Genomic DNA, 11,788 nt, shown 5'->3' with positions numbered 1-11,788 from the left:
TGAAATCCGCTAACGCTCCCGAATTAAGGCCGAATTGTGACTTGACGGTCGGCGCACGCGAGCAGCAGCATGCCCGCCTTACTTTCGCTGGGCTTTTCGGATCAGAAAGGGTGATGGCAACGTTCAGGGCGATCATCGGGGTTTTCGTGGCTGGATTCGTGTGCGCGCCATTGTCGGCGTATGCAGCGTGCCCAAGCCGCATCGGCATCGAGTATGGCGACACGCTGGGTTCCATCGCGCGTGCGTGCGGCATCAGCGTTGAGACGCTGCGGCAGGCCAATCCTGGGCTGAGCCCGGTCAATCTTCAGGCGGGAACGTTCATAGCGGTGCCACGGCCCGCTTTGCCCTCCCGGCAGATCACCATCGGACAACCGACTGTGCCGATCATGCCGCCGCTGGTTCCTCCGTCCGTCGGCGGCAACTCGCCCACGGTGATCCTGCCGCCGCAGCCAGCGCCGATCCCGCAGCAACACATCCTGCGCGGCTTCGGCGACCAGCCCGGCCAGTTGCCGCTGCCGCCCGGCCACGCGCCGCAGATACCCGGTTTCCCGCCGCCGCTGTTTTGAGCAGGCGCCTCCGGCAGATCGTTCAAGCTTCAACAAAATTGAACGATCGATCCGTTCTATTGATTGTCCCTCATGGCACGATTGGACTAAAGGTGATGATCCAAGTTCGGGGATCCCTGCCATGTCACAGTCCGCCGCCACTCCCGCCGTTTCGCGGATTCCATGGCTCCTGATCATCTGCGGCTGCCTGATCGCGGCTCTGACCTTCGGTCCACGCTCGGCGATGGGTTTCTTCCAGCTCCCGATGCTGGCTGAAAAGGGCTGGGATCGCACCACCTTCGGCCTCGCGATGGCGATCCAGAACCTGGCATGGGGCATCGGGACGCCGATCTTCGGCGCACTCGCCGACAAATACGGCACATGGCGTGTGCTGTCCCTCTCCGGTTTCATGTATTGCGCGGGCCTCGTGATGATGGCGATGGCGACAACGCCCGGCATGCTGCACATCGGCGGCGGCGTTCTCGTCGGGCTCGGCGTCGCGTCGGGCTCGTTCGGCATCGTCCTGGCCGCGTTCGCGCGTAACGTCTCGCCGGAAAACCGCAGCTTCGTCTTCGGCCTCGGCACCGCTGCCGGCTCGGCCGGCATGTTCATCTTCGCCCCCCTGAGCCAGGGCCTGATTTCCAATTACGGCTGGTACGACACGCTGGTCATCATGAGCGTGATGATGCTCATCATCCCCGTTCTCGCGATTCCGCTGCGCGGAAACTCATCCAGCGGCCTCAAGCAGGTGACCTATCAGCAGACGGCTGGCGAAGCACTGCGAGAAGCGCTTGCGCATCGCAGCTACGTCCTCCTATTTTCAGGCTTTTTCGTTTGCGGTTTCCAGGTCGCGTTCATTACCGCGCACTTCCCGGCCTACATTTCCGACATCGGCATCGACGCCCGCTACGCCGTGATCGCGCTTTCGCTGATCGGCTTCTTCAACATCATCGGATCGCTGTCGGCCGGCGTGATCGGCCAGCGCTATTCCAAGCCGATGTTTCTGGTCTGGATCTATCTCGGGCGCTCGATCCTCGTCACCGCGTTTTTGCTGTTGCCGCAGACGCCGGCCACCGTCGTGACGTTCTCGATCATCATGGGACTGCTGTGGCTGTCGACCGTGCCGCCGACGAATGCGCTCGTCGCGATCATGTTCGGCACGAGGCATCTCGGCCTGCTCGGCGGCATCATCTTCTTCTCGCACCAGATCGGCTCATTCCTTGGCGTCTGGCTCGGTGGCTACCTCTACGACCAGTTCGGCAGCTACGATCCGGTCTGGTGGCTGGGCGTTGTCCTCGGCCTGTTCGCCGCGGCGGTGCATTGGCCGATCAAGGAACAGCCGGTCGAGCGGCCTACGCTTCAGCCGGCGGAGTAGCCACCTCCTTCGCCGCCTCGCTCACCAGCATGCGCTGATAGAACATGCCGATGCCGATGAGCACGACGCCGAGCCCCATGAAGGACAGGGCGCGCAGCACGCCTTCCAGCCCGCTCATGTCGAAGACGAACACCTTGGCGACCGCGATCACCACGAGGCCGGCGGAGGCGAGGCGCAGCACACGTGATCTCAGCCGCACGCCCGCAACCAAAATGGCGACGCCGAGCGCCAGCCACACCGCAGAATAGGTGTAGTTCTCCAGCCCGGTCATGCCCTTCCAGGCACCGATGAACTCGCCCTGGAAGATGCGGCGCACCGACAGCGACACGTAGGCGAACGCAAGAGCGGCGGCACCCACCGCCAGCATCGAGACGTACCAGCCCGGCCGCTTGCCGCGCGCGTAGAGCGCAACGGCCGCCATCGCGATCGCCGGCAGCAGATAGCCAAGCAGGATCAGGTTGATGACGGGAATCGTGCCGGTCGAATCGTTGGTGGCAAGCGGGTTCAGGTCGATAAAATGCGTCGTCGCGATCGTGAAGACGGACAAGACGCCGGCAATCATCGAGCCATAGCGGAAGACCGGGCTCGGCGAGCGAACGTCGAGTGCGAGCAGGATGCCACCCGCCCCGATCATGATGAGCGTGTAGATCGACTGCTCGGCCAGGAACGGCTCGCCTGCGTCGATGACGCCGCCATTCATGGCGTGGCGCACGAGCATGGCGACACCCAGAAGCGTGAACAGCGCGGCGAGCGTCTCCATGATCAGCCTCGGGCGACCGCCCGTCGTGCGTTGCAACTGCCAGGCGGCATAGGCGAATGCGAGCGCCGGAAGGAGATAGCCGGGTAAGAGCGCGTTGAAGACCGGTGTCGTCCCGAGACGATCCCAACCGGCGATGGTCGGTTCGAACGCCACACGCACCAGCACGATCGCGGCGAAGCCGGCCGAGAGCCAGCCGAGGGCGCGGTAACTGCGGAACCGCGTCACGGCAGCGGGCAGTGCCGCCGCGAGCCCGGTCAGAACGGTCGTCCACACGGGGCCGAAGCCCGCCAGCAACACATAGGCGAGCGACAGCGCCGCACCCGCCAGCGAGAAGGAGACCGCCCATCCGCCGCGCAGAGGCGGCGTTTCCGCCCGTGCCGTGGCTTCCCCGCCTGCGGCGAGCGCCAGAGCCAGCACGAGGCCGATCCCCGCATAGCGCCAGTCGATATCGAGGTTGCCGGAGGTGAGCCATACTGTGAACAGGACGGCAAAGGGAACGGCGGCGGCCCAGAAGGACCACATCGCCGCGCGGTATCGCTGGGACCCGACGATCTGCCGCGCCATCAGCAGTCCGCCAACGAGAAAGAGCACCGCCAGCGCGACCGCATAGATGAAGAACGCATTCCCGAAGCCGAGCCACGCCCCGTCGAAGGAGAACGATCCACCCCACAGCTCGACGACGTAACTACCGGTCGCGATGTCGCAAATCTGTGAGAGGACGAGCGCCGTGCCGGCTGCGTGGAGCAGCGGGGTTGCCGGCCGTCGCCAGGCAGCGGTGGCGAGCATTGCCACGAACAGCAAGAACGACCAGAGCGGCACCGCGCCGACGACGCTCACCTGCCCGATACCGATCGACGCCACGACGCCGACCGCCGTGAAGAAGGCGACCAGTCCGGCGAAGATGCCTGAGGCGACCGACGGAGCGTCGGTCCTGCCTTCGTCGCCTTCTGCTGCCCCCCTCAGCCATATGCCGCCAAGCACTGCGAGGCCCGCAAGTTGCAGGACGATCACCGGCAGTGGCACGATGTCCCGCGATGCGACGATGTAGAGAAGGCTCCAGAGACCTGCGCCGATATAGCTTGCCGTGGACAGGAAGCGCCAGCGGCGAAGCGAAGCGATGGCAATTGATGCGCATAGCACGATCGCCAGATAGATGAAGAGCGACCAGGGGTTGGGCGCCGCGGAGGCGACGAGCGCGGGCGTCAAATACGAGCCAAGCAAGCCTAGTCCCGCGAGCGCCTGCCCATGGATCAAGGCCACGCCGATCGTCGCGAGACCGACCAGTCCAAGCAGCGCGAAGGCTGCTGCGGGGCCGATGAAACCGTAGATGCCGTGAGCGGCGAAGATCGCCCCGAACAGCACGAAGGCTGCCGCAGCCGTCAGGATTGACGGGATATAGGCGCTGTCGATGCCGCCTATCGGGCTCGCAAAACCACGACGGCGTGCGATTTCGCCCGCCCCAGCCAGAGCCACACCGAAGACCGCTGCAAAGATCAGGCGGACGCCGGGGCCGAAAATACCGGCTTCGATGGAGTAGCGCACAAGGAAAATGCCACCGAGCGCCAGCGCGATTCCGCCGACCCAGACTGCCCAGCGGGTTCCAAGCGCCGTTTCGATGTCCGCATTGCCCGCCGCTTTCGTCGGCAGCACATAAGGAAGCTCGCTCGTCTCGGCCCGTTCCGACGCCGCACGCGCGGCCTGAGCCCATGGCCCGACGGTTTCCGCGTCTTCTTCTTCCGCGTCGGGATCGGGCTCCGGCGTCCATGCCGCTTCCGGCTGCGTCAGCGGCTCGACAGCCGGTTCCGCCTGCGCTTGAACCGTCTCCTCGATCGCAGGGGATACCGGCCGCGACAGCATTTCGCGGCTCAGCTTGACGACCTCGCTTTCGAGCCGCTTGAGCTTTTGGCCCTGTCGATAGACCACAATCATCGTCACGACGAACGCGATCGCCAGAAGTTCGTACATCCCGATTCCCCTCATACCGCGCCGCTATGCAATCTGCGGTTACGGCGGTGTGCTGCCGAAGTATTAGGCGGAAACGGGCCTCAAAGGAAAGATGGCACATGTCTCGGTGCCGAATGCCAGCAACTTGCCGTTGCCGTCGAGCAGGCGCGCCTCGGACACGGCAAGCGTCCTGCCCTTGTGCACGACCTTGCCTTCGCACGTCACCTCACCGGTCTTCGGCGTGATCGGCCTGATGTAGTTGAGCTTCATTTCGGCGGTCGAATAGGCCTCGCCCCGGTCGAGCAAGGTGTGAACGCAGCAGCCGAGCGCGGAGTCCATGATGGTCGCCGCCCAGCCGCCGTGGACGCCGCCAAGCGGATTGAGATGCCGATCGCTCGGCAGCCCGCGAAACACCGCCCTTCCCTCCGATGCCTCGACGAGCACGAAGTTCATGCGCGCGGCGATGCTGGGTGCGGGATACTCGCCCGAGATGACGCGCTGGAGAAGCTGGAGGCCGGTGAACTCCATGATGTCGGCCGGCGGTATGCTCCCAAGCCCCAGCCGCGATACGTGACCGGGAAACAGTTCCACTTCGCTCATGCGGCATTCTCTCCATTGTCCGCGTTGAAGACGTGCTTGCGCAAGGCGGCGAGAAAGCCGGCCCGCGCTTCAGGGGGCTCCATGCCGCGTGGTTCGTAGACGTGGCGGGTGAAGAAATAGGCGGTGAGCCGGAACGCGTCCTCCATCGCAGCCGGATCGCCGCGAATGCCGGACCCGTGCTTGAGGAAGGCCGGCAGGGCCAGCATCTTGTCGGCCCATGGCGCTCCCGCCTCGCGCGAGACGGCGCGGCCCGATTTCGGAGACACGTAGATCAGGTCTTCGCGCCGGCCGGTGGCGGCGCATTGCGACAAATCGAGGCCGAAGCCAAGCTCGTCCAGGATCAGCAATTCGAAACGCACGACGAGTTCGGCGGCGGACGACGCGTCCTCCAGATGCCGGATCAAGAGGTCCAGCGTCTCGAACAGCGTTTCATGCGGGTCGCGTTCCGGCAGGAGGCGCAGATGCGAGGCGATCGTCTGCAGACCGTAGACGGCACAGGCGCTGTCGAACAACCGCGCGGCGCGGAGCTCCAGCGCCTCGACCTGATACATGCCGAGATGCTCGTCGAGGCGCGCGCGCCAGATCAGGTCCACGCGGTTTCCGGGCTGAAGCACGGGCTGCATGCGGCGCGACCGGCCGCCGCGAACCAGACCCAGATGCCGGCCATGCGCGCGCGTCATCACCTCGAGGATGACGCTTGTCTCGCCATGCTTCCTCGTGCCGAGGATGATGCCTTCGTCACGCCATTCCATTGTTCAGTGTTGAACGGTTCAGGACGGGAACTCAAGTCCCATTTCGCGATAGCGCTCGGGATCGTTGCCCCAGTTCTCGCGCACCTTCACGAACAGGAACAGATGCACTTTCTGTTCGAGGATATCGCCGATCTCCTTGCGGGCCGCCTGCCCGATCGAGCGGATCGTCTCGCCCTTATGGCCGAGCACGATCTTCTTCTGGCTGTCGCGCTCGACATAGATGACCTGCTCGATGCGCACCGAGCCGTCTGTCTTCTCCTCCCAATTCTCGGTCTCGATGTGAGACGAGTAGGGAAGTTCCTGATGCAGGCGCAAATAGAGCTTCTCGCGCGTGATTTCGGCGGCGAGCTGGCGCATCGGCAGGTCGGAAATCTGATCTTCCGGGTAGAACCACGGCCCTTCCGGCAGGCGCTTGGAGAGAAACTCGAGCAAATCCTTGCAACCCGAGCCTGTCAGCGCCGAGACCATGAAGGTCTTCTCGAACTCGGCCTTCTCGTTTGCCTCGGCCGTCAGCTTCAACAGAGCCTCGGGATTCACCCGGTCGACCTTGTTGAGCACCAGCACCTTCGGCTGGCGAACGCCGGACAGGTATTCGAGGATCGTCTCGGCGTCGCCCCGGATACCGCGTTCGGCATCGATCAGCACCAGCACGACGTCCGCATCCTTCGCGCCGCCCCATGCGGTCTTGACCATGGCCTTGTCGAGCGTGCGGCGTGGCTTGAAGATGCCGGGGGTGTCGACGAGAACGATCTGCGTCGTGTCGTGGGTGGCGATGCCGCGCACCATGGCGCGCGTCGTCTGCACCTTGTGCGTGACGATCGAGACCTTGCTGCCGACAAGCTGATTGACCAGTGTCGACTTGCCGGCATTGGGTGCGCCGATCAGCGCCACGAAACCCGCTCGCGTGCCGGGGCTTTCAACCGTGTCGCTCATTGTGCGTTCGTCTCCTTTTGCCAGACGCCCTCGCGAAGGAGGATCGCCGTGGCTGCTGCCTGCTCGGCTTCCCGCTTGGACCGGCCGGAGCCGACCGCGGATTTGAGATCGCCGATACGAACGGAGACCTCGAAGACAGGATCATGATCCGGCCCTTCGCGCTTGTCGACGGTATAGATCGGCGAGGCCTTGGCCACCTGATGCGCCCATTCCTGCAGTTCGGTCTTCGGATCGCGCCTTGCGGCGGTCGGCGCTTTCGAGCGCCCCTCCCAATGCCGCGCGATGAAGCGCCGCGCCGCTTCGAGCCCGCCCTCCAGATAGACGGCGGCGATCAGCGCTTCCATCACGTCGGCGCGCAAATTGACCCGCTTGCGCCCAGTGAGCGTGCGCAGTTCGCTGCCGGCGACGATAAACTCGGACAATCCGACCTCGTCGGCGATCTCGGCCAGCGTTTCGGCATTGACCAGCGCATTGAGCCGCAGCGACAACTCGCCTTCCGGCGCGCTCGGATTGGCTTCGAACACCATCTGCGCAACCACGAGCCCGAGCACCCGATCGCCTAAGAATTCCAGGCGCTGGTAGTCGGAACCGTCCGAGACGCGCGCGCTCGCGTGTGTCAGCGCCCGCAACAGCAATTCCATGTCGGAGAAGGCAAAGCCCGTGATCGCCTCGATGGCGTCCGCGAGCTGCTTGCCCTTGATTGGCTTTGTGGGCATCACGCCATAACCGTGCTGTCTCTTTGCTCACGCATCGGATTTGTCCAAAAACCGGATTCCACTTTTTGGTCCGGTGCTATCTCACCATCGAGAACAGGCGCGACGGACGCATCAGCGACGGCCACTTCCACACTTCGAGCGGGCTTGCGCTGCCGGCGATCGAGAAGAAGATGATGTTGGCGCGGCCGACCAGGTTTTCCTCCGGCACGAAGCCGAAGACGCGGCTGTCGCTCGAATTGTCGCGGTTGTCGCCCATCATGAAGTAATGGCCTTCGGGCACGACGAATTCGCGCGTGTCGTCGCTGATCGAATTCGGCGTCAGGTCCAGCGTGTCGTAGGACACGCCATTGGGCAGCGTCTCGCGATAAACCTCGACCGGGCGGTTGACCTCGGTAATGTCGGGATTGTTGATCTCGCCCACCTTCTCGCGCGGCACCGCCTCGCCATTGATGAAGAGCTGGCCGGCGCGCATCTGCACCGTGTCGCCCGGCAGGCCGATCACGCGCTTGATGTAATCCAGCGCGGGGTTTGGCGGGAACTTGAAGACCGCAACGTCGCCGCGCTCGGGAGCACTGTCGAAAAAGCGGCCGGAAAAGAGATCAGGCGACAAAGGAAGCGAATGGCGCGAATAGCCGTAGGCCCATTTGGTGACGAACAGATAGTCGCCCTCGAGCAATGTCGGGCGCATCGACCCCGACGGGATCGAGAAGGGCTGGAACAGGAAAGTCCGGATGACGAGCGCGAGCAGCAGCGCCTGAACGATGACGCTGACGGTCTCGCCAAGGCCACCGGATTTTTTCTGCGATTTGTCGCTCACGCTCATGTCGTCCTAATCATTGAGTGGCGTTCGTCTTAACGAACTGCGCTGCACGGAGCAACGCATTGCTGAGGGCCAATCAGCGCAGTGTGGCCGATGTTCGGCGGAAAGCGGAAATTCACGCGAAGGGTCTGGCCTCTATGATCACAAAGGCTTGCGCCAAGGGATAATCGTCGGTGATGGTTAGATGCACGAAGCCCTCGTGCCCCGCCGGCAGGAGCGTCGCGAGACGCCTTGCCGCGCCACCGGTCAGTTCCATCGTCGGCTTGCCGCCCGGGAGGTTGACCACGCCCATGTCGCGCCAGAACACGCCATGCGATATGCCGCTGCCGAGCGCCTTGGAACATGCTTCCTTGGCGGCGAACCGCTTGGCGTAGGAGGCTGCGCGCTCCTTGCGCCGTTCCGACTTGGCCTGCTCGATATCGGTGAAGACACGCGCGATGAACCGTTCGGGGTGCCGCTCCAGCGTCTTTTCGATACGCCTGATATCGATCAGGTCGCTGCCGATTCCAACGATCATGAGTGCTGCCCGCTTATCATCCGTTCACACGTTTCGCTTCGCTCACGCTCGAATTGTCCTTGAGTTGCGAGAGCAGCATGTTGAGATGCTTCAGGTCCCAGACTTCGAGGTCGAAGACCATTTCCGTGAAATCGGGCGCGGTGCGCACCATCGACAGCGTATGGATGTTCGCGTCATTTGCGGCAATCGTCTGCGCTATCGAGGCCAGCGACCCCGGCTCGTTGATGGCTGTCACCGAGACGCGGGCCGGAAACCGTTCTTTGCGCTCGTCGTCGATGTCCCAGCGAACGTCGATCCACCGCTCCGGCTGGTCGTCGAACGCGGTCAGCGATGGCGACTGGATCGGATAGATCGTGATGCCCGATCCCGGCTGGATGATGCCGACGATGCGGTCTCCCGGCACCGCGCCCTCGGGCGCGAAGCTGACCGGCAGGTCTCCGCGCACGCCGCGGATGGGCACCGCATCGCTTTTCGTTTCGGACTTCGCCTTGCGTGACGACGAGCGGCCGGGAATCTGGAACAGCATGCCCGCGGCATTGCGGATATTGAACCAGCCCTCCTCGCGCGCCTTCACCGACTGGGCAGAGCGATCCTCCTTGTGGTCGGGGAAAACCGCCTTCATGACGTCGGGAGACGACAGCTCGCCGCGACCGACGGCGGCCAGAACGTCCTCGACCTCCTTGCGGGCAAGGCGATGCAGGACGGGCTTGAGCTGATCCTTTGTGAAGGTCTTGCCGGCACGCTCGAATGCGCGTTCGAGGATACGGATGCCGAGACCCGAATACTGCTTGCGGATGGCGTTCTTGGTGGCGCGGCGGATCGCGGAACGCGCCTTGCCGGTAACGACGATCGATTCCCACGCAGCCGGCGGCACCTGCGCCTTGGAGCGGATGATCTCGACCTCGTCGCCGTTCTTCAGCTCGGTCATCAGCGGCATGATCCGGCCGTTGACCTTCGCGCCGACGCATGTGTCGCCGACATCGGTGTGAACCGCGTAGGCGAAGTCGATCGGCGTCGCGCCGCGTGGCAGCGCGATCAGCCGGCCCTTCGGCGTGAAGCAGAAGACCTGATCCTGGAACAGCTCCAGCTTGGTGTTTTCGAGGAAGTCTTCGGGATTGTCGCCTTCCGCGAGCGCCTCGATGGTCTGGCGCAACCAGGCATAGGCGTTGGTATCCTTGGAGATCGCGTGGCCCGAGCCGTTGGCCTTGCCGCCATGATCCTTATAGATCGAATGGGCGGCGACGCCGTATTCCGCGACCGTGTCCATCGCCTGGGTGCGGATCTGTAGTTCGACGCGCTGGCGCGAGGGACCGACGATCGTCGTGTGGATCGACCGGTAGTCGTTCTGTTTCGGCGTCGAGATGTAATCCTTGAAGCGGCCCGGAACCATCGACCACTTCATGTGGATCGCGCCCAGCGCGCGATAGCAATCCTCGACGTTGGCCACGACCACGCGGAAGCCAAAGAGATCCGACAGTTGCTCGAAGGACAGCGCCTTGGTCTCCATCTTGCGGAAGACGGACCATGGCTTCTTCTGGCGGCTCTTGACCTCGGCATAGAGCGCATCGTCGACGAACAGTTCCGAGAGCGCGTGCTCGATCTCGCCGATGACGCCCTTGTTGCGGGCGAAAATCTCGGCCAACCGTTCGGTGACCGCCTTGTGCGCCTCCGGGTTGATATAGCGGAAGGCGAGTTCCTCGAGCTCTTCGCGCATGTCCTGCATGCCCATGCGGCCGGCCAGCGGGGCATAGATATCCATCGTCTCTTCGGCGATCCGCAGGCGCTTTTCCGGCCGCATGTGATCAAGCGTGCGCATGTTGTGCAGCCGGTCGGCGAGCTTGACCAGCAGGACGCGGACGTCGTCGGAGATCGCGAGCAGGAGCTTGCGCAGGTTCTCCGCCTGCTCGGCCTTCTTGGAGACCAGGTCGAGCTTCTTGAGCTTGGTCAGTCCCTCGACAAGCTTGCCCATGTCGGGGCCGAAGAGCGTGTCGATCTCGGCGCGGGTGGCGGACGTATCCTCGATCGTGTCATGCAGGAGCGCGACCGCGATCGTCGCCTCGTCCATATGCATGTCGGTGAGGATCGCCGCCACTTCGAGCGGGTGGGAGAAGTACGGATCGCCGGAGGCACGCTTCTGATGCCCGTGCTTCTGCATGGCGTAGACATACGCCTTGTTGAGCAACGCCTCGTTCACGTCGGGCTTGTAGCGCTGGACGCGCTCGACAAGCTCGTACTGACGCATCATGGGCGGATTTCCTGCTCACCAAAACAAAACATGCGCCCGCGGCTTGCGGACGCATGCTTTAGATAAACACGATTTCGCTGCCGATAAAGGCAGCAGCCGCAACAGGCTTTAGAAATCGTCGCTCTTTTCAGGCGCAACGAGGTTTTCGATGCCTGCAAGCAGGTCTTCCTCGGTCATCCGGTCGAACGTCACGACTTCGTCGTCGCTGTCCGCATCGGCGGAAGCGGCGCTCGTGGCATCCGGAATCTCGGGCAGATCGGCTTCCGGCTCGTCGACTTCGACGTGCTTCTGCAACGAGTGGATCAGATCTTCCTTCAGGTCGCCCGGCGAGAGGGTCTCGTCGGCGATCTCGCGAAGCGCCACAACGGGGTTCTTGTCGTTGTCGCGATCGATCGTGATCTGGGCGCCCTGGCTGATCTGACGGGCGCGGTGACCGGCCAGAAGAACCAGTTCAAAGCGGTTCTCGACCTTGTCGATGCAATCCTCAACGGTGACGCGGGCCATTCGGTGCCCCTTTCATTGGTGGAATTGTCGGAGAGTTGCCGGTCCATAACGCGAACGGCCACGAAAGACAAGCGCGA

11 protein-coding genes are annotated in these 11,788 nt (G+C 63.6%); 2 read left to right on the top strand and 9 right to left on the bottom strand.

Going from position 1 to position 11,788, the window contains the following annotated elements; translation table 11 throughout:
* Positions 1-113 precede the first annotated feature (113 nt).
* Both AAFN55_RS08295 and AAFN55_RS08290 read left to right on the top strand, forming a co-directional pair.
* Entirely contained in the window at positions 114-566 is a 453-nt protein-coding gene (locus AAFN55_RS08295) for a LysM domain-containing protein (protein WP_347798381.1), read from the top strand.
* A 121-nt stretch (positions 567-687) separates the two neighbouring features.
* Complete coding sequence (locus AAFN55_RS08290) at positions 688-1,920, top strand: MFS transporter (RefSeq protein ID WP_347798380.1); 1,233 nt, start codon at positions 688-690, stop codon at positions 1,918-1,920.
* Here AAFN55_RS08290 and AAFN55_RS08285 read toward each other — a convergent pair.
* The 9 genes from AAFN55_RS08285 to rpoZ form a co-directional block, all read right to left on the bottom strand.
* A complete protein-coding gene (locus AAFN55_RS08285) occupies positions 1,898-4,645 on the bottom strand; it encodes a DUF2339 domain-containing protein (RefSeq protein WP_347798379.1) in 2,748 nt (915 codons plus the stop codon). The two genes, AAFN55_RS08290 and AAFN55_RS08285, sit on opposite strands and share 23 nt — an antisense overlap.
* 63 nt (positions 4,646-4,708) lie before the next feature.
* A complete protein-coding gene (locus AAFN55_RS08280) occupies positions 4,709-5,224 on the bottom strand; it encodes a PaaI family thioesterase (RefSeq protein ID WP_347798378.1) in 516 nt (171 codons plus the stop codon).
* Entirely contained in the window at positions 5,221-5,976 is a 756-nt protein-coding gene (gene recO / locus AAFN55_RS08275) for a DNA repair protein RecO (RefSeq protein WP_347798377.1), read from the bottom strand. Before recO ends, AAFN55_RS08280 begins: the two co-directional genes overlap by 4 nt.
* A gap of 18 nt (positions 5,977-5,994) precedes the next feature.
* A complete protein-coding gene (gene era / locus AAFN55_RS08270) occupies positions 5,995-6,909 on the bottom strand; it encodes a GTPase Era (protein WP_347798376.1) in 915 nt (304 codons plus the stop codon).
* Positions 6,906-7,625, bottom strand: coding sequence for a ribonuclease III (rnc, locus tag AAFN55_RS08265; protein WP_347798375.1), 720 nt, complete (start codon positions 7,623-7,625; stop codon positions 6,906-6,908). The genes era and rnc overlap by 4 nt, the downstream gene beginning before the upstream one ends.
* Positions 7,626-7,701: 76 nt before the next feature.
* The gene (lepB, locus tag AAFN55_RS08260; RefSeq protein WP_347798374.1) at positions 7,702-8,448 is read right to left on the bottom strand and encodes a signal peptidase I; all 747 of its coding nucleotides are present in this window, start codon (positions 8,446-8,448) and stop codon (positions 7,702-7,704) included.
* Between the two features lie 112 nt (positions 8,449-8,560).
* Positions 8,561-8,962, bottom strand: a complete 402-nt coding sequence (gene acpS / locus AAFN55_RS08255; RefSeq protein WP_347798373.1) for a holo-ACP synthase — start codon at positions 8,960-8,962, stop codon at positions 8,561-8,563.
* Between the two features lie 16 nt (positions 8,963-8,978).
* Positions 8,979-11,207 carry a bifunctional (p)ppGpp synthetase/guanosine-3',5'-bis(diphosphate) 3'-pyrophosphohydrolase gene (locus tag AAFN55_RS08250; protein WP_347798372.1) on the bottom strand — a complete coding sequence of 743 codons (2,229 nt, stop codon included), beginning with the start codon at positions 11,205-11,207 and terminating at the stop codon, positions 8,979-8,981.
* Positions 11,208-11,315: 108 nt separating this feature from the next.
* Positions 11,316-11,711: a DNA-directed RNA polymerase subunit omega gene (gene rpoZ, locus AAFN55_RS08245; RefSeq protein ID WP_347798371.1), complete on the bottom strand. Its 396-nt coding sequence runs from the start codon at positions 11,709-11,711 to the stop codon at positions 11,316-11,318.
* Positions 11,712-11,788: the final 77 nt, after the last annotated feature.

This window comes from Mesorhizobium sp. CAU 1732 (genome assembly GCF_039888675.1).
GTDB lineage: Bacteria > Pseudomonadota > Alphaproteobacteria > Rhizobiales > Rhizobiaceae > Aerobium.
This window is presented reverse-complemented; position numbering and strand designations above follow the sequence as displayed.